Annotated in this window: 19 protein-coding genes and 1 riboswitch; of the genes, 10 read left to right on the top strand and 9 right to left on the bottom strand. The window is 38.8% G+C overall.

From position 1 onward, the window contains the following. Positions 1-45: 45 nt before the first annotated feature. Complete coding sequence (locus NYQ66_RS15980; protein ID WP_259870816.1) at positions 46-702, top strand: YigZ family protein; 657 nt, start codon at positions 46-48, stop codon at positions 700-702. Between the two features lie 176 nt (positions 703-878). On the opposite strand, the gene NYQ66_RS15975 is transcribed toward NYQ66_RS15980, so the two are convergent. Then, entirely contained in the window at positions 879-1,001 is a 123-nt protein-coding gene (locus NYQ66_RS15975; RefSeq protein WP_259870815.1) for a hypothetical protein, read from the bottom strand. A 97-nt stretch (positions 1,002-1,098) separates the two neighbouring features. After that, positions 1,099-1,599 (bottom strand): VanZ family protein, encoded by a 501-nt coding sequence (locus NYQ66_RS15970; RefSeq protein WP_259870814.1) that lies wholly within the window; start codon positions 1,597-1,599, stop codon positions 1,099-1,101. A gap of 72 nt (positions 1,600-1,671) precedes the next feature. Between NYQ66_RS15970 and NYQ66_RS15965 the strand changes: the two genes are divergently transcribed. Further along, positions 1,672-2,208: a phosphatase PAP2 family protein gene (locus tag NYQ66_RS15965; RefSeq protein ID WP_259870812.1), complete on the top strand. Its 537-nt coding sequence runs from the start codon at positions 1,672-1,674 to the stop codon at positions 2,206-2,208. A 55-nt stretch (positions 2,209-2,263) separates the two neighbouring features. Here NYQ66_RS15965 and NYQ66_RS15960 read toward each other — a convergent pair whose 3' ends face one another. Both NYQ66_RS15960 and NYQ66_RS15955 read right to left on the bottom strand, forming a co-directional pair. Beyond that, positions 2,264-2,599, bottom strand: coding sequence for a helix-turn-helix domain-containing protein (locus NYQ66_RS15960; RefSeq protein ID WP_259870810.1), 336 nt, complete (start codon positions 2,597-2,599; stop codon positions 2,264-2,266). A 79-nt stretch (positions 2,600-2,678) separates the two neighbouring features. Further along, complete coding sequence (locus NYQ66_RS15955; protein WP_259870809.1) at positions 2,679-2,807, bottom strand: anti-repressor SinI family protein; 129 nt, start codon at positions 2,805-2,807, stop codon at positions 2,679-2,681. Positions 2,808-2,830: 23 nt separating this feature from the next. Next, positions 2,831-2,914, bottom strand: a riboswitch (cyclic di-GMP riboswitch). Positions 2,915-3,800: 886 nt separating this feature from the next. Between NYQ66_RS15955 and NYQ66_RS15950 the strand changes: the two genes are divergently transcribed. The 3 genes from NYQ66_RS15950 to NYQ66_RS15940 all read left to right on the top strand — a co-directional run bounded on the left by NYQ66_RS15950 (position 3,801) and on the right by NYQ66_RS15940 (position 7,705). Then, positions 3,801-4,385 carry a class D sortase gene (locus NYQ66_RS15950; RefSeq protein WP_259870808.1) on the top strand — a complete coding sequence of 195 codons (585 nt, stop codon included), beginning with the start codon at positions 3,801-3,803 and terminating at the stop codon, positions 4,383-4,385. Between the two features lie 188 nt (positions 4,386-4,573). Then, complete coding sequence (locus NYQ66_RS15945; RefSeq protein ID WP_259870807.1) at positions 4,574-5,512, top strand: LCP family glycopolymer transferase; 939 nt, start codon at positions 4,574-4,576, stop codon at positions 5,510-5,512. A gap of 156 nt (positions 5,513-5,668) precedes the next feature. Beyond that, a complete protein-coding gene (locus NYQ66_RS15940) occupies positions 5,669-7,705 on the top strand; it encodes a penicillin-binding transpeptidase domain-containing protein (protein ID WP_259870806.1) in 2,037 nt (678 codons plus the stop codon). Positions 7,706-8,024: 319 nt separating this feature from the next. Here NYQ66_RS15940 and NYQ66_RS15935 read toward each other — a convergent pair whose 3' ends face one another. The 3 genes from NYQ66_RS15935 to NYQ66_RS15925 form a co-directional block, all read right to left on the bottom strand. Next, positions 8,025-9,017 carry a Gfo/Idh/MocA family protein gene (locus NYQ66_RS15935; RefSeq protein WP_259870804.1) on the bottom strand — a complete coding sequence of 331 codons (993 nt, stop codon included), beginning with the start codon at positions 9,015-9,017 and terminating at the stop codon, positions 8,025-8,027. 94 nt (positions 9,018-9,111) lie between these two features. Then, entirely contained in the window at positions 9,112-9,903 is a 792-nt protein-coding gene (locus tag NYQ66_RS15930; protein ID WP_259870803.1) for an SDR family oxidoreductase, read from the bottom strand. 855 nt (positions 9,904-10,758) lie between these two features. Further along, a complete protein-coding gene (locus tag NYQ66_RS15925) occupies positions 10,759-11,229 on the bottom strand; it encodes an IDEAL domain-containing protein (protein ID WP_259870802.1) in 471 nt (156 codons plus the stop codon). A 515-nt stretch (positions 11,230-11,744) separates the two neighbouring features. Between NYQ66_RS15925 and NYQ66_RS15920 the strand changes: the two genes are divergently transcribed. Beyond that, positions 11,745-12,803, top strand: coding sequence for an aromatic acid exporter family protein (locus NYQ66_RS15920; protein ID WP_259870801.1), 1,059 nt, complete (start codon positions 11,745-11,747; stop codon positions 12,801-12,803). A 17-nt stretch (positions 12,804-12,820) separates the two neighbouring features. Here the strand turns inward: NYQ66_RS15920 and NYQ66_RS15915 are convergent, their stop codons facing one another. Next, positions 12,821-13,684, bottom strand: coding sequence for a hypothetical protein (locus NYQ66_RS15915; RefSeq protein WP_259870800.1), 864 nt, complete (start codon positions 13,682-13,684; stop codon positions 12,821-12,823). A gap of 182 nt (positions 13,685-13,866) precedes the next feature. Between NYQ66_RS15915 and pxpB the strand changes: the two genes are divergently transcribed. From pxpB to NYQ66_RS15895, 4 genes are all read left to right on the top strand, one after another. Continuing rightward, positions 13,867-14,556, top strand: coding sequence for a 5-oxoprolinase subunit PxpB (gene pxpB, locus NYQ66_RS15910; protein ID WP_259870799.1), 690 nt, complete (start codon positions 13,867-13,869; stop codon positions 14,554-14,556). Continuing rightward, positions 14,556-15,536 (top strand): 5-oxoprolinase subunit C family protein, encoded by a 981-nt coding sequence (locus tag NYQ66_RS15905; protein WP_259870798.1) that lies wholly within the window; start codon positions 14,556-14,558, stop codon positions 15,534-15,536. The genes pxpB and NYQ66_RS15905 overlap by 1 nt, the downstream gene beginning before the upstream one ends. Then, entirely contained in the window at positions 15,523-16,269 is a 747-nt protein-coding gene (locus tag NYQ66_RS15900; protein WP_259870796.1) for a 5-oxoprolinase subunit PxpA, read from the top strand. The genes NYQ66_RS15905 and NYQ66_RS15900 overlap by 14 nt, the downstream gene beginning before the upstream one ends. A 698-nt stretch (positions 16,270-16,967) precedes the next feature. Further along, entirely contained in the window at positions 16,968-17,618 is a 651-nt protein-coding gene (locus tag NYQ66_RS15895) for a hypothetical protein (protein WP_259870794.1), read from the top strand. A gap of 46 nt (positions 17,619-17,664) precedes the next feature. On the opposite strand, the gene NYQ66_RS15890 is transcribed toward NYQ66_RS15895, so the two are convergent. Next, positions 17,665-18,405, bottom strand: a complete 741-nt coding sequence (locus tag NYQ66_RS15890; RefSeq protein WP_259870793.1) for a SurA N-terminal domain-containing protein — start codon at positions 18,403-18,405, stop codon at positions 17,665-17,667. Positions 18,406-18,562 lie beyond the last annotated feature (157 nt).

Genomic DNA, 18,562 nt, shown 5'->3' with positions numbered 1-18,562 from the left:
TGAATTGATACTCATTATAATTGAATTTAGGAGGTTTTAACACCTATGTTAAATAAATATTTCACTGTGAAACCTGAAGGATCGGATGAAATTATCATTCAAAAATCACGTTTTATTGGTTATGTAAAAAGAGTAGAAACAGAAGAAGAAGCACAACAATTCATTGCTGATATCAAGAAGAAACATCGTGATGCTAACCATAATTGTTCTGCCTATATGATTGGAGAACACGACCAAATACAAAAGGCGAATGATGATGGAGAACCAAGCGGTACTGCAGGCGTTCCCATTTTAGAAGTACTAAAAAAGCGGAACTTAAAGGATACAGCCGTTGTCGTCACACGCTACTTTGGCGGGACTAAGTTAGGTGCAGGCGGGCTCATTCGTGCTTACTCTAGCACTACGTCACAAGCAATTAACACAACAGGTGTTGTAAAGCGTCAACTGATGAAGGAAATGATCGTAAAAGCTGATTACTCCCTATTAGGAAAATTAGAAAATGCCTTAATTCAATCGAGTTACATATTAGACAACATTGACTATGCCGAGTTCGTACGTTTGTCAATTTTTGTAGAAAAAGATCAGGAAGAGACATTCAAAACATGGATGATAGATTTGACTAGTGATCAGGTCGATATAACGGAAGGAACAACCACCTACATGGAAATAGATGTCGATCAACATGGTGATTCAAGCAATTGACAAAATATTTCCTGGGAAATGGTTATTCGACAGGCTATGATAAGAGCAAAAGGCTGTACCAAATGACGCTTTGGTACAGCCTTTTTTATCCGTTGAAAAGTTATAATTAGAAAAACCAACACATTCGCAAAAGAACGAGAGACTGCGTGTTTTTCTAATATGGCGAGTGTCGTAAACTAGTTGTTTTGCTTACATCTCGGCAACTGATAGTGATCTAACTCATGAATTAGTTGATGAACTAACTCCTCTGTGTTATTAATTTGAAAGTTCTCTGTCTGATCGATAATGCTTTCTAACACGTTCTTGTAAATCTCCTGTTCTTCCAAATAATCACCCCACTGATCGCATTTACCTTCAACTTCCCATTACATCTTATGTAGAATTTGTTATATTCGTTCACTTCACAGATGGCTTACGTAGGCGCTTAATCCACTGGAAAAGTATAATTGTAATTACAGCTAAGATTGCACCAAAGCTGTCCAGAAAAACATCCCCAATATACGGGGTTCTGTTTGGGGTGAACCCTTGATGAATTTCATCGATCGCTGCATACATGATCGTTAACACAAGGGAATACTCGATCAGTCGCCAAAACTTGATATGCGTAGTTTTTCTAAATGCCATATAAAACGCTAGACATAAAATAAAAAAGACAGTCACATGCGCTCCTTTTCTCACAAAAAATTCAACAACACCATTGACGCCTAGCGTTGCGATGCTAACTTCTGATTGATGGTATGTAAAGCTAAGCCCTTCTAAGTAGGGTGTTAAAAATGACAAATCGATTGTGGATGATAAAAAAGGTTTGATATCTTGATTTTGATACGGTTGGGCAGATGCGTAAAAAATCACGCCCATCCAAGTGAACGGTAAAAGCCAGTACAGCCATTTCTTCATCGTATTTCTCCTTTTATACTACATTTGAAACTTTCTATATGGTAATCTTTAATTATCTTTTAGGGGGTGGTTATGATAGATGTAAGATTATTTCATTCGATCCATGATCTTGCTAGGAAAAATGATAGTGTAGACTGGATCATGAGTCAATCCTCAAGTTGGGGGTATATCCTATTTATTAGCATTATTTTTCTTCTTTTACTTTTCCCGACATACCGAAAAGTTGGTGTTACTGGTTTTGTCACGCTTGCTATTGCTTTAGGTTTGAATAAGGTATTAAAATCAGTCTTTGATCGTCCTAGACCTTTTGTAGAACATGAGGTAGATATCCTGATTTCAAAAGAACCTTCTCCTTCATTTCCAAGCGATCAGGCATTAATCGCGGGAGTATTTGCAGGTGTGTTTTTATTCTCGAGCTTTAAAAAAACAATTAAAATAATCGTTCTTGTTGTTGCTTTATTAGTTGTGTTTTCTCGTGTGTTTGTTGGACATCACTACCCGTCCGATGTAGCAGTAGGATTTTTACTTGGTCTAAGCATCTCTTTTGTTACGAAAAAACGAATGGCTTACATAAGTTTGCGGAAGAAAAAATCCGTACAAGCAGTCTAAAATGCCATTAAAAACCAGCAATGCTTAGCAAGCATTGCTGGTTTATGTATGCATTCTATTCATCAACTTGCTTTTGTCTCCATCTGTTAAATTCAAGAAAGTCTTTAAATTGTTGCTTTGATACTCCAGAGTTCATGGCGTCTTGGGCTAATTTTAGCCATTCCTCATCTAATTGGCGTCTTAACACCTCGTCCGATTCACTCATTAATAGCTCATTGACAGATACGCCAAGTACGCTACCAACCTTTTCAACAAATTGTATGGATGGGTTTGATTGCAAATTGCGCTCAATAGAGCTCAAGTATGATTTTGCTACGCCAGCTTGTTCTGCAAGTTCTGATAATGACATCTTTTTTTCTTTGCGTAATGTTTTAATTTTGTCCCCGATCAACGCCATTCACCTCTTTCAAGATGAATTATATCATAACATGAAGAATGGTTCTATATTAAGCACAATTTTGTTCTCTTTTTTATTTTCGTTCACTATTGGCTGAAATAAACTGCCGCACGTCTTCAACCGTCAAACCGATCATTTGTGCTTCTTCCATCAACTCTACCCATTCATTGTCTAAAAGGCTCTTATGAAGAATTTGTTGCATAAGACTTCCTCCTACACACTCTTTCAGGCAGCACAGCCATCATTGCATCACGCTTTAGACCTGTTACTTTGCGTCCTTATTTTTCAATAAGTTTGCCCTTTTACTGAAGAAGCAATTATTTTATTTTATATAAGTCTATTCTATACTATAGATATGGTGTTGTGTGTGACTTGTTTTGTCGAATAACTTCTAATTTTGATTTTTCAGAATAGTCTCTACCATATCTTTTGTTCTAATAAAAATTTATGTCAATATATTGAACATATTCCTGAATTAATCATTAATTTTATAGTAATTCATAAACAATGTCACACTCTATAATTCAGATTTGTTGTAAAATGCAACATAACTAACGCACCCGCTCCTCGAGTGAAATTGGCTCCCTTTCCGAGGAGGAATCACGAAAAATCCCAGAACCCTGATTTTTCTAAGTTCAGATTCCTCTTGCAGGCACGGCTTCAGCTAACTCAGAAGAAAGTGCACTTCTGAGTGGATCTTCAGCCCGCGCTATTCCTGCTGGAGTGTCGCCAATTTAACTCGATCCGCTAGTAACTACTCAAAGATAATGATAAATTTCAAGCGCTAATCTAGTAATATAATTACACTTTCTAAATTTCCTTTTTCAAGTAATTCCCAGAAGTATTACTTTTCTGCGAAAAACAGATGCAAAAATAAGTCTAAAAGAATCAATAACCAGAAAGCCTAAACAGTGGAGGCAGAATGCGGAGACTCCTGCGGGAACAGCGCGAGGTGAAGACCCCGGAAGAAGCGCACTTTGCTTCTGAGGAGGCTGAGGCCGTGCCCGCGGAAAGCGAAGTATTCTGCCGGAACGGCGTTACAACACTTTACTTTTAAGACTATGATGCGTACTGCACAGTTTTGGAATTTCAGTCAACAATAACAATCTTTTTAAAACTGCTTAGTTATAGATTGATACGCTTACATATTTATTAGTATAATAGGAATATAAATGATTTTTTTAGGAGCGATTGGATGAAGAAAATAGCAATTTTATTTATGATCGCAGGACTTGCCTTATTAGCTTATGGTGGATACGAAATCATGAAGACGAAGGCAGCAGAGAAAGAAAGCTTAATGGAAGCACGAGAACTAGTAAATGCTGACCAAAGTAATCTTGAAAAATCAAAGATAGCTCCTGAAGACTTTTTTCCTGATACAGGGGATACGGTTGGTATTCTTGAAATTCCTAGCATTGATGCGGAATTACCAATTGTAGAAGGTACAGATCCGGATGATTTAGAAAAAGGGGTTGGGCATTACAAAGGCTCAGCATATCCAAGGCAACAGGATCAAATTGTCTTGTCAGGCCATAGAGATACGGTGTTTCGCTCGTTAGGCGATCTCAAAGTCGGCGATACTTTTGTCATGAGACTGCCTTATGGTGACTTTACGTATGAAATGGTAAGCTCAAAAATTGTGGATGCAGATGACCGAACCATTATAAAATCAACCGCTCCAGATGAAGAATTGGTCATCACCACCTGCTATCCATTTTCGTACGTCGGGAATGCACCTGATCGTTATATTATTTATGCAAAACCAATTGATACAGAATAAATTTAATCTCGAGTCATGGATAACCATGTCTCGATTTTTTTTGTAACTTTTATGCCACATATTTCGTCACTATTTTTAGAAAAACTCATAATGTGCGCTTTTTGACAAAAAGTATATAGACGAATGTCTTGTTGTCACATATAATTACGTGATATGTTTTTCAATTTGATTGTAAAGGAAGAATGGCTATGCCTAGTAGAATCGAAAAAAAGAAAATAAGTAAAAAACGCAAGGTGCTCTATTGGATTGGCGGAATTATATTAACTTTACTCCTTCTCGGAATAGGTTACGGTGTTTATGTATATACCCAGCTCGATAATGCAGTGGAAGCGATGCATGAGCCACTGTCACGGGATATGGAAAGACAAAAAGAAATGGATAATGTTTTCAAATCCAAGGAATCGTTTAATATCTTGTTGTTAGGTGTGGATGAAAGGTCAACAGACAAAGGTCGTTCAGACACGATGGTATTCATGTCATTAAATCCAAGGACCGATTCCATGATAATGATGAGTATTCCACGTGATACGTATGTAGATATTCCTGGTCGTGGAATGGACAAAATTAATCATGCCTATGCTTTTGGTGGATCAGACTTAACATTAAATACGGTAGAGCAAGTATTAGATGTGCCGATTCATTTTTATTCCAAAATTAACATGGAAGGCTTCATTCAAGGTGTCGATGCAATTGGCGGCGTTACCGTTAATAACAGCTTTGCCTTTGATCAAGACGGTGAATCATTTGCTGAAGGGAATATCCGTTTAAACGGGGAGCAAGCTTTAAAGTACACGCGTATGCGTAAGCAGGATCCACGTGGTGATTTTGGCAGAAATGATCGACAACGACAAGTAATCCAGGCTGCAATTGATGAGGCTGCAGACTTCTCTAGCGTGACAAAGGTTGGAAATATTCTTGATATTCTTGGTGGTAATGTGAAAACAAATTTAGAGATGGATAACCTGCAGACGTTATTCTCTGACTATAGACAAACAAGAAAAAACGTTAATAATATCCAGATAGAAGGAAGTGGCAGTACCATTGGTCGCATTTGGTATTACGTTGTTCCTGATGCAGAGTGGGATCGCATTCAAACGGAAATAAAAACGCATATGGAAGCAAAGTAATTGGGAAAGCCACTCTGGAGATAGAGTGGCTTTTTTGATTGGAACACAATTCATTAATTTTATTCCAATAATAGGAAACAAACATATACGTGAACTTGCTTGTATATGATATGATGATGGTAAATAAATCAATCTTTTACCAAGGGGGTTGGGCTTTTGCGTAAGTACATAGCAATATCGACTTTTATATTAGTTTTCGTATTAGCTGCATGTTCAGACGAAGAAGAAGTAACACCAGAAGAAAGATTAGATGATTATGTAACCAAGTGGAATGAGCAAAGTTTCTCCGACATGTACGATATGTTAGCAGATGAAACAAAAACGACATATGGAACCGAGGACTACGTCGATCGTTATCAAAAAATCTATCAAGATCTTGACGTAAATAATCTGACTGTATCTTTTGAAGTTCCTACAGAAGAAGATCAGGAGGAAGAAACAAATGACACCGAAGAAGCAATACCTACAGCAACTTTCCCGTTGCAGGTGGAGATGGATACTGTAGCAGGTCCTATTTCTTTTGAATCAGATATAACGTTAGTGCAACTGGAAAAAGAAGAACAAAAAAATTGGTATGTTGAATGGGATCCAGGTTTTATATTCCCAGAATTAAAAGATGGTGGAGACATTGTGTTCGAAACAACAACTCCAGCACGCGGTCAAATATTTGATCAAAAACATAATGGCCTAGCCGTGAATGAAGTCATTTATCAGATTGGTGTTGTCCCTGGCGAGTTTGGGGAAAACGGTGACGAAACAAAACAAAAGATTGCGGAGCTTCTCGAAATGGATGTGGCGGCAATTGATAACGCCTTAGGTGCTAGTTGGGTGAAGGATGATACATTTGTTCCATTGAAAAAAGTCCCAACTTCTAATAAAGAACTGCTTGAACAGTTATTCGCTTTTGAGCCTGTCTACAAGCAAGATACGACAGGCAGATTGTACCCGTTAGGAAAAGCGGCAGCACACCTCGTTGGATATATTGGAAAGATTACAGCTGAAGAATTAGAAGATCGTGATCCTGACGTGTATTCCCAAAATGACCTGATTGGTAAAAGAGGGTTAGAACAACTTTATGAAGAACGCTTAAAAGGTCAAAAGGGATTAAAAATACTCGTTCGAAATGAAGGTAAGGATGATGTTCTACTAGCTGAAAAACCTGTAGAGCATGGTGAAAATATCACACTTACGATTGATGCCGATATCCAGCGATCAATCTATACGGCTTATCAAGATGATGCAGGAACGGCAGCTGCCATTGATCCAAAATCTGGTGAGGTGCTGGCATTAGTTAGTAGTCCTGCTTTTGATCCGAATCAAATCACTTATGGTATTAGTCAAACAGCTTGGGAGGAACTGCAAAATGATCCACAGACGCCATTGATTAATCGATTCGCAGCAAACTTCTCACCTGGCTCCACGATCAAACCAATCACAAGTGCGATCGGGTTAGAAGCCGGTGCGATTGTCCCTGGTGAAGGGATCGACATTGATGGATTAACTTGGTCGAAAGATGGCTGGGGGAACTATCAAGTAAGAAGGGTATCCGAATCATCCGGACCAGTTGATGTAACAGATGCACTTATCCGATCTGACAATATATTCTTTGCTAGAAAAGCAATAGAATTAGGCGATGAAGCATTCGTCAACGGATTAAAAACTTTTGGACTTGGCGAAGAATTTCCATTTACGTATCCAATTGAGCAAAGCCAAATCTCTTCAGATGGCAGTCTTAGCAGAGAAATATTGCTTGCCGATAGTGGCTATGGGCAAGGAGAAATGGAAATGAGCGCTTTACACTTAGCAACAGCCTATACACCTTTTTTGAATGACGGAAAGATGATTAAGCCTATTTTGGATTCAAAAGAAGATAACGGACAGGTATGGAAAGACAATATCGTATCGAGTGAAAATGTCCAAGTCATTAAGGATGCGCTGCGACAAGTCGTTGCGGCATCAAATGGAACGGCACGTGGTGCTAATATGGAAGATATTAAACTATCAGGTAAAACGGGGACATCCGAGTTGAAGTCCTCTCAAGATGAAGATGGTCAAGAGAATGGCTGGTTTGTCTCCTATCCAGAACAAGAGGATATCATCATTGCAATGATGGTTGAGCATGTAGAAGAAAAATCTGGTGGTAGTGGATATGTTGTGAATAAAGTAGCGGATATTTTTAGAGAAATTAGATAGAGAAAAGGCATTCCATTCATTGAATGGGATGCCTTTTTTGTTGACTTCAGAATTGGACCTGACCATTTCGTATAAAAAAAGAAGCAGGGACATAACTAAAGTAGCTAACTAAAAATCCGAACAAGTTATACTTTAGCGGATGAAATATACGTAGACTCCTGCGGGATGAAAAAGCCATAGGTGAGACCCCGCAGTGCGAAGCGCGAGGAGGCTCAGCGGCTTCCCGCGGAAAGCGAAGTATATTTCAGGAGCGGTGGTTACACATACGTTCAATTTTGAATTAGTTCGAACGCTTTTGTACCAGCTTATTTTCGCCTATTTATAAAGTAATGCGGTTTCCTGATTCAATCGACTTGAAAACAGCATCCAATACTTTCATGTTATTAATCATTTTTTCACTATTATATTTCGGCTGTCTGTTTTCGATGATTGCGTCAGCAAAGTCTTCTACCTGAAGTTTATATTGATCAGCTTCAATATTGAACTCCTCTACTTCCCCATTCGATTTTGTCACGCGAACAAGACCGGAACCTGTTTCAGTCACATCTGGTCTGTATGGACCGAACACTTCAATGATTCCTTCCGATCCAACTACCTGATACTTTTGTCTGAACGTAGAATCAAAGCTACAATCGAAGTTTGCTTGTACGCCATTATCAAACGATAATGTTCCTGCAACTGTTGTATCAACCTTAAACTCAGGATGAATCTTTGCACTAGCAAATAGATGGTTAGGCTGTTGATCTAATATGTAGCAAAGCGAATGTATCGTATAGCAACCAACATCATACAATGCTCCTCCACCAAGATCCGGGTTTAATCGAATGTTGTTCCCATCATTTAATAAGAAGGAGAAACTAGCTTGTAGTAATGTTACATCACCGATCGCACCTGACGCGATTACTTCTTTTACTTTTTCATGTTGTGGATGGTACTGATACATAAATGCTTCCATGAAGTTAACGCCATGGGAGTTGGCTGCATCTATCATGTCATTCAATTCTTCAAAATCAAGTGCTGCAGGCTTTTCACATAATACGTGCTTCCCTTGCTTCGTAGCTTCAATTACCCAATGTTTATGAAGACTATTTGGTAGTGGAATATACACTGCATCAATGTCTGGATCGTTTAATAACTCTTCATAGTTTGTGTATGCTTTCGGAATATTTAATTCCTGTGCAAACTGTCTCGCCTTTTCACCACGGCTAGCAACTGCGACTACTTCTCCATTATTTGAACGTTGTATTGCTGGTATCACTTGTTGTCTACCAATATCTGCTGTACTTAAAATTCCCCATTTTACTTGTTTCATTGGTTATCCCACCTTAAAATATATTGGATAGAAAATGATGACCGCTTTCATTTTCATATTACATTATTTTAACTAGCAATTACAGAAAGAACGCTTAAAGTGCTTTGACTAATCCACCATCGACGATTAACGCTTGTCCTGTGATATACGTATTCGCGTTCGATCCTAGAAAAACAACGGCTTTTGCAAACTCGTCTGGCTCTCCAAGACGGCCAATAGGAATCGTTTGTTCCGCTTGTCCCATCATTTCTTCTAATGTTGTACCTGTTTCTTTTGCTTTTTGTTTGTTTATATCAATGATGCGGTCCGTCTTAATCATGCCAGGTCCAACCGTGTTAATGAAAATATTATATTGTGAAAGCTCTTGTGATAAGCTTTTTGCCAGTCCTAAAATCCCTGGACGAAATACATTAGAAAGAAGCAAATTATCTAAAGACTGTTTAATGGAAGACGATGCAATGGTTACGATATGGCCATGTCCTTGCTTTTTCATGTACGGCAAAACTTCACGAACGGACCGAATAACACTAAGTAAATTGAGCTCAAAGGCATGTTGCCAATCCTCGTCAGAAAATTGATCAAATGTCCCTGCTGGAGGTCCACCCGCATTATTGATTAGTACATCAACAGTTCCATTCCAGTCGACTGCAGCTTGTACCATTTGCTGGATGTCTGTAGGTTTTTTCACATCGCACACGATATACTGTATGTTTGGGTTTTCTGATTCTTGTTTAATCTCTTCCACTGTTTGCTGTAGTTGTGTTTCATCGCGACTAGCAATTAACACGTGCGCGCCTTCTCTGGCATATTCTAATGCAGTTGCTTTCCCAAGTCCTTTACTTGCCGCTGTTACAATTATCGATTTACCCTTTAAACCTAAATCCAAACCTGTCCTCTCCTTTCGGTTGCTGTAAACTGTTTTTCATTATAAATTTCTTTATTGTAGCTAATCAATAAGATAATGCATAGTTGATGGAAAATCCGTCGTAACAAAAAAGTAAAATATATAACAATGTACTAGTTAACTTTTGGGAATTGGATCCCTCTCTGACTTCATTCTGTTCTTGAGGCACTTTCTTGTCAGTGATCACACACTTCTCTGACTTCATTCTGCTCTTGAGGCACTTTCTTGTCAGTGATCGCACACTTCTCTGACTTCATTCTACTCTTGAGGCACTTTCTTGTCAGTGATCGCGCACTTCTCTGACTTCATTCTGCTCTCGTGGCACTTTCTTGTCAGTGATCACACACTTCTCTGACTTCATTCTACTCTTGAGGCACTTTCTTGTCTGTGATCGCGCACTTCTCTGACTTCATTCTGCTCTTGAGGCACTTTCTTGTCAGTGATCGCACACTTCTCTGACTTCATTCTGCTCTCGTAGCATTTTCTTGTCAGTGATCGCACACTTCTCTGACTTCATTCTACTCTCGTGGCACTTTCTTGTCCGTGATCGCACACTTCTCTGACTTCATTCTGCTCTCGTAGCATTTTCTTGTCAGTGATCGCACACTTCTCTGACTTCATTCTGCTCTCGTAGCCTTTTCTTGTCAGTGATCGCACACTTCTCTGACTACTTTTCGAATTCCTGCTTTGGAAATGTCAGAAGATGCTAATGACGCACTCTATATAAACTCTGCATTAATTAATACCACCCTAAAATAACACATGCTGGTCATGCAAAACAGCAGAAACCTTAGGCTTCTGCTGTTTTGCATAACCAGCTCCGTTCACCTTGTTTTATTACATTTGATTCAGTTTATCTGTGTAATCTAAAAATGTTTGGTAATCTCTCTCTTCCAACGCTCGGTCAATCAGGCGTTTCATATTTTCTTTTTCCAGTTCCATAATTACTTCATCAATTTTTTCTTCTTGGATTGGTGTTTTGTCTCCATTTATATAAGGTTGGATTAGCGATTGTAGTTGCTTCTTGAAATCTGTCAGCTTTAGCAATTCAGATAACGTCACACGGCTATATTCCTTCCCTTTTTGGAAAACAAACACGTCCTGTTCGTTTTCAACTTGTTGTGTAATTCGATTCACTCTGATTTCTCTCGATTCTAATGGCACAAATTGATACACTTTTTCATCTAATGATAAAGAAAAATATTGATAAGCGAGGACAACACGAATACAATCAGCTTCTTCCTTTACGTAGTAAGGTTTTAACATTTTTACAGAGAGCATTCCGACACCCCTTCCAGTAATGTTCAACCAACAACCTCATTAGAAACTTACTGACTTATCAAAGCTTTGGGTAAGCCTACCCATGTTTCATGAAACAGCTAGTATTTATACATTTGTTAACGAGTGATGTTACTGTAGTATATGATGAGAGCCACAACAAAGTTAATATTTTTTTCATTTTCACCAAAAAAATTAACCGTTTGTGCTATTGTCCCTAATCTTAGCTTGATCTAGAATTTTGTTCGTAAGCTCCACAACTCTACTTTTTCATTATATTTGTTTATATAATAACAGATTATGATAGCGTTTCCATTGATATTATACGATAACCGAATTTATTTTTTAGGACTTGATTGTTATCACAAGTTGTCTAGCTCGAAAAGCGTTGATTTTTTGTCACATTCTTTTCCAAGAGCCATTTTAAAACCGTATTTTATCGGTATGATGGCCTTAATAGGATAAAAGTTTTCATAATTCATTGTTCTTCGCTAACAAAGTTCGTTATACTTTTATTGGAGCTAACAATGAGGGTGGAAATTCATATGAACAGATTTCGCATTAAGTTTATTGGTAGTAGGGTTGTAAAAACAGGAGTGGCCGTTTTCTTAACCTCTCTAATCTGTCAATTAATTGGATGGCCAGCAGTTTTTGCCGTAATTACTGCAATCGTTACGATTGAGCCTACTGTGTCAGATTCTATTAAAAAAGGGATCGTTCGATTACCTGCATCTGCCATAGGTTCTGCCTATGCTGTATTTTTCATTTTTTTGTTTGGGAATTCGCCTATTACTTATACAGCCGCCGCTGTATTTACGATTATTACTTGCTTTAAATTAAAACTGCGTGACGGTTTACTTGTTGCTACGTTAACCTCTGTCGCCATGATCGAAGTGATACATAGTAACTTCCTTATTTCCTTTTTCATTCGACTTGGAACGACATCGATTGGTTTGCTTGTATCAACCTTCGTAAACATGTTTGTGTTACCACCGAATTACTCAAGCAAAATCATGTCCAACATTCATTCGCTTTTGCGGGCGACCGGTGAGGAATTAGAAGTGCTTACGAACGAGATTTTTCCGAATAAACATAAACAAGAGAAAAATGAATTACTTATCAAACAGACTTTTGCTAAGTTAAAAAGAGAATTAGACCAAACCGATATGCTTGTCCGTTTCCAAAAAGAAGAAGCAAGGTATCACCGCTTCAACGACGAACAGAAAAAGCTTTTTGAGGACGAGCAAGAAAAGATTGCAGCCCTTCGTCTCATTCATTATCATATTGGCAACTTAATTAACACGCCATTCACCGAAATCACCTGGTCCAATCAAGAGTGTCATGCATTGACCAAATCGGTGTACACCATTGCAGATACGATGAAATACCCAGATCATTTCTCGTTAGAAAAACATCGAGAGCAAATCACCTCGTTGATGGAACAGTTTTGGCTACTTAAACGAGAATTAGCTACCAACGAGACTAGCAATACTTCTACGTTTTTCACAGCCGAGATCATTATTTTATATGAACTATTATCCATTTATAATTTAGTAGAAGAATTACTTGTTGATTTTAAAACGGAGGAAGCACTTAGGGAATAAAACGTGCCTCCTCCGTTTCATTTGTACCATTCTACCCACAGATCATAGTCAATCGTAAACCAATCGGCCGAGTGGACAGCTATCTTTTTGCCGTCTGCTACAGTTTCCACAATAAAAATAGCTTCTCCATTACGATCTTGATCCGTCTCTATATGGCGAACCTCTACCCCTTTTGCTTGATAATAGGCAAGCACTTGCTCTAAGGTAATAGAAAAAGACTGCTCATGCGAACTAACTTTCATTTCAAATGCGTCTATTTTCCAACTATCCTGTTCTTTTGCGGCTGTGACTTTTATCTTAGCGCCTGTGTACATTTCATTGGCTGGTCGATAAGCATTGTAGCTAATTCTTTCTCCCTTTTGATCGGTGTCAGCAAAAAGATCAGGAATGAGCGTTCCTTGCAGTGGTCCTGGCGCATCACAATAGCAGAAAAATGCTTCCATTTTTCCGATCACTTCTCGATCAATAAACGCTTTTGTAAAATAAGGGGCAACGATTGGACGAATCGCCTGATCAAATTCCTCTACAGATGGTTCAATTGTATCGATCGATTCATACCACCCATTTGCTTCTATTTTCTCTACTACACGCCGGTGAACTTGGTCTAGTTCATCTGTGAGCTCAACAAGCAGTTTGGGAGATATGTTCTGATTTTTCTCTTCTTTTTCATGTTCAACCGTTGTTACTTCCTCTGTTGTCGCTACAATCTCGTCTTGTTCGGTTACATTGTCTACTTTTTTCACAGGTTGATTACTTATCTCTAATAACGCGGTCTGTTTTTTATTATGTATAACCTGCTGGCTTTGCTCTTGTTGTAATGAAGCTCCACATCCTACCAAAAACAATATACTTATAGCAGCGACAAAAATATGACGTACCACTGATTCCACACCTCAAACTTATAAGATTGTATTATCCTGCCCAAAATCTATGATGCTTATACCCCTAGTCTATTAATATCTTAATCTTTTAGAACTGTTGCATGATGATACTTCCTAGTTACTTTAAAGCGTAGAATAAGTTAGAATAAAAAGAAACCTTGTTTAGAAGTGGAGTGTCAAATATGCATAATATCACCTATAGCCCATTAAGTGAACAAGCGATCATCGTGGAATTTGGTGACCAGTGGAGCGTTGAAATATATGAGCAAATTCTCCAACTATCTAAAAAGTTAACATTAACCCCATTTCCTGGTTTTATCGAAGCAGTTCCTGCCTACACGACACTAACCATTTATTATGATCTACGTATTTCTGAGCCTCGATCTTTTTCACATCTATGCCGGGTAATAGATTCCTATTTTCAGCAAACAGACCAGCACATCAAGGAACCGAGAACAATAGCGATACCCGTTTGTTATGATCGTACGCTTGGACCAGATTTAGATGAAGTTGCGCAAACAAATAATCTAACGATAGAAAAAGTAATTCAACTACACACCGAGCCAACTTATAACGTTTGTTTCCTTGGCTTTTCCCCTGGTTTTCCTTTTTTAAGTGGCATGAATACTAGCATTGCGACACCACGAAAAAGCACACCTCGCAAGCAAGTTGCAGCGGGTTCCGTTGGGATTGCAGGAGTTCAAACAGGGGTTTATCCAAGTCCATCTCCTGCTGGGTGGCAGATTATTGGCCGTACACCAGTCTCCCTTTTGAAGCTAACAGAAGATCCACCGACATTACTGCATCCAGGCGATCGTGTTCAATTTTATTCAATAACAAAACAACAATTCGATGCTTGGGAGGAAAAATAATGGGGATAAGATTTACAAAAGAAGGCTTTTTAACGACTATACAAGATGATGGTAGATATGGTTATCAATCACTTGGCTTTTCTACTAACGGGGTAATGGACCAATTAGCCATGAAACATGCAAATCTGCTTGTAAACAACAACAACGTGAAAGAAGCCGTGTTAGAAATGAGCATTATTGGCCCAAGTATGACATTCGAAGCAGATATGGTCATCGCATTAACAGGGGCTGATATGTCTCCTAAAGTGAATCATAAACCTGTACCACTTAACAAACCCCTAGTAATTCAGGCCGGTGATCGCTTAGACCTTCATGCAGCAAAAAATGGCGTTTACACGTATTTAGCTATTTCAGGAGGATTTGATATTGCTGATACATTAAACAGTAAAAGCACTGCACTTCATGTTGGAATCGGAGGATTTAAGGGAAGAGCAATCCAAACTGGGGACTATCTACCGATTCGCACCTCTTTAAAAAGAACACCTGTCCACTGGGGTTTAAGCAGTGACGTAACCAGTTATATTTACGATGAAAAAAAGGTTATTCATTATATCGAAGGAAGGCAATATGATTGGTTTACAGATGAAGCGAAAGCAGCAATAGATGAGGAGCTTTTTCAACTAACACCTCAATCGAACCGGATGGGATTCAGGCTCACCGGGCCAATGCTAGAACATAAAGAAACCAAGCAGTTACTAACGGAAGCCACGACGTTTGGCACGATACAGGTTCCTCCAAGTGGAGAAGCCATCATACTCATGGCAGATCGCCAACCAACTGGTGGTTATCCTAAAATTGGGCAAGTGATCCAAGACGACCTTCCAAAACTGAGTCAGATTAGACCAGGGCAAACCTTTCATTTCGTGAGGTGTACCTTGGAGGAAGCGCAACAGAAAATGCTTGAAAAAGAGCGGCAACTCAATCGTTTACAAGCTGCCATTCAATTAAAATGGAAGGAGTGGGGCCATGCGCACAATTGATCTTAATTGTGATATGGGAGAAAGTTTTGGTGCATATCGCATTGGACAGGATCAAGAAATCGTGAAATACATATCATCTGCAAATATTGCATGTGGTTTTCATGCTGGTGACCCTAAAACAATGGACGAAACAGTGAACCTCGCCATTAAGCACGGTGTTAAGATCGGTGCTCATCCAGGTTATCCAGATCTAAATGGGTTTGGTAGACGAAAGATGGTCTTAACACCTGAAGAAACGTATCAACTTATTGTCTACCAAGTCGGTGCCTTATTAGGATTTGTCAAAGTAAATAACGGTGAGCTCTCTCATGTAAAGCCACATGGTGCATTATATAACCTTGCAGCGAAGGATGAAAAAATAGCAACAGCGATAGCGACAGCTGTTTATCAGGTCGATCCTACTTTAACACTGTACGGGTTATCTAATAGTAAGCTAACGGAAGCAGGTGAAAAAGTTGGGTTGACTGTTGCACATGAAGTTTTTGCAGACCGGACCTATCAAGCAGACGGGACACTCACGCCTCGATCGGAGCCGAATGCTTTATTAACGGACAGTAGTGATGCAGTCGATCAAGTCTTACAAATGATAAAGACAAGCACAGTAACGGATACGAATGGGACATCCATTCCGATCAAGGTAGATACTGTTTGTCTGCACGGCGATGGTCCACATGCATTAGCATTTGCACAACAACTACATCAACGTTTGTCCATAGAAAACATCAAATGGTAAAAGTTTTAGATAGACTATCACATCATTTTCTATAAAATCGAGATAGATGTGGATTCTATTACAGGATTCGGACATACACTACAAATGTGATTTCCCAAGGGTCACAGATCTCCTTTTATAAGGCCACCAGCATTTATGTTGGTGGCCATTTTACTTTTGGCAATTTGGTAGAAAATCGTATGAGACAACCTGGGAGGTACATATATATATAAGGAGCCTTTTATCTCTTTCGCATATAAATTCAGATGAGTGGTAATACGCCGCTACGGAAAAACACTTGCTTTCCGTGGGGAACGCCTCAGCCTCCTCATTCGCAAAGAGCGCTCACTGCGGGGTCTTCAGACTGTTCCTTTCCCACTGGAGTCTCGTATTTTTCCTCCGCTACGTATGGATTCCTTGTATAGTGAGAAGAAATTCATAAATGAAGTTAAAAAAGATCCATTAGCCTGAAAGTATAAAACAGTGGAGTCAGAATGCGAAGACTCCTGCGGGAACAGCGCGAGCCGAAGATCCACTCAGGAGCGTACTTTGCGACTGAGTTAGCTGAGGCCGTGCCCGCGGAAAGCGAAGCATTCTGACGGAACGGCGTTACACCACTTCACTATTTCTAAGACTTGAAAGTGGTACTGCACAGTTTATGCATACTACGTCAACAACTGTCTAAATGAAGCCAAGAAAAAATAAGGAGGGTACTTTTTGTGGTAACTTTCAGATTCCTACATCGAAGTCAAATTACCTCCTATTTTATTGATCACGTAAATGACGAAACAGCACAAAAAAGAGTTGCTTTACTCCAAAATAAAAAGTCGTTAAAACTAGAAGTGGAGGAGGAAAATGGAGCGTATTATTTAATAGGTGGATTTAAATTTTTTGATGCTGCCCATCAATTAAAAATGGATCGTCCCATCCCTTGTTTAGTTAGAAAAACCAGTGATTCTGAACTAGATCGCTTGCTAATAATCTTAGAGAAAGCGATGGATCATGAATCAACGAGCTGGCGATTTAAATATGCAATTATTCAATCCATCGTTAACCTTCACGCCTTCGATTATATTGATATAGCAAAGCGACTGAAGAAAAAGACAAGTGATATTACAAGATTTAAACTTGCCCCCACTGTTCCTGATTATTATAAAAAAAGAGCTATTCTAACCAACACTTCAGAACTAATCAATGATATCCATCTACATCCAACCATTCCACAAGTAGATAAGAAAGTGTATTACGAGCTAGCACTCACAGGGCACTACACCCATTTTCAACTATACCTAACCGCTTACTGTGTAAACTTAGATTACTACAGTTTATATTCCCATCCCTATGCTTTATACCGCATTGTTTACGATTAAACAAAAAAAAGAGCTTAACCGATGGATAGATTAAGCTCTTTTGTTACTATATTGTTTTTTCAATTTCACTTTCCTCTTCTAACTGTTGGACAATTTCGTTCAGTTGCGATTGTTGCTCTTCCATCGCTAATTGCTCTCTTATTTGCGCTTCTACATCTTCTAAAGCAGGAAATTCTTCATTTTCATTTTGACTTGCGACTTCATCATAATAGGCTTGAATCTCCTCATCAGAAATTTCCGCTTCTGGAATTTCTTGTTCAATGAATTGCTCGCGTTTAATTTCATATACAATTTGTTGCTTAAGTCCTTCTTCGGTCATGTCCAATTCTTCTAAAGCATTTTGATATTCTTCATCAGTCTCAAAATTAGACTTTGTTTGTTCTAACTGATTTTGGACCTCTTCGTCTGACACTTCGACACCAATTTCATCAGCTTCTTGCGCAATTAATTCTTGTTGGACGATCGCATCTAATGTGCGTTCTTTGAGCATGTCTAGATCCGTAGTATCTTGTCCATATTGCGTCAGGATCGTTTTGGTTTGGCTATACATCATGTTGTAGTAGCTACCAAGCACTTCCTCACCGTTCACAGTTACTACGACTTGTTCTTCATCAACAAGCTCTTCATCAGAGATATCAATACTGTTAGGATTCTCTGTTTGATCCTGGGCTTGTTCATCGCCCGTCTGTGTGTCCTCAGCTGGTTCTGTCTCTTGATCATCATTACACGCTACAAGTAACAGAACGAACACAAGACTCATTAAACTTATTTGTAATAGTTTTTTCATTTTATCGCCTCTTTCCAGCAAATGCTTGTTTCACTATTTAACCACGTTTAGGGGTGTCGATTCAACCTATACGATTATTATGGGGCTTTAATACAGCTTCTATTTGGTGTTTTTAATAAAACTCTCTTCATTTAGCTTTTATCTGTTGTTTAAACAC

The organism is Aquibacillus koreensis (genome assembly GCF_025154055.1).
GTDB lineage: Bacteria > Bacillota > Bacilli > Bacillales > Amphibacillaceae > Aquibacillus_C > Aquibacillus_C koreensis.
The sequence above is the reverse complement of the archived record's forward strand: the minus strand, read 5'-3'. Positions and strand labels throughout refer to the sequence as shown.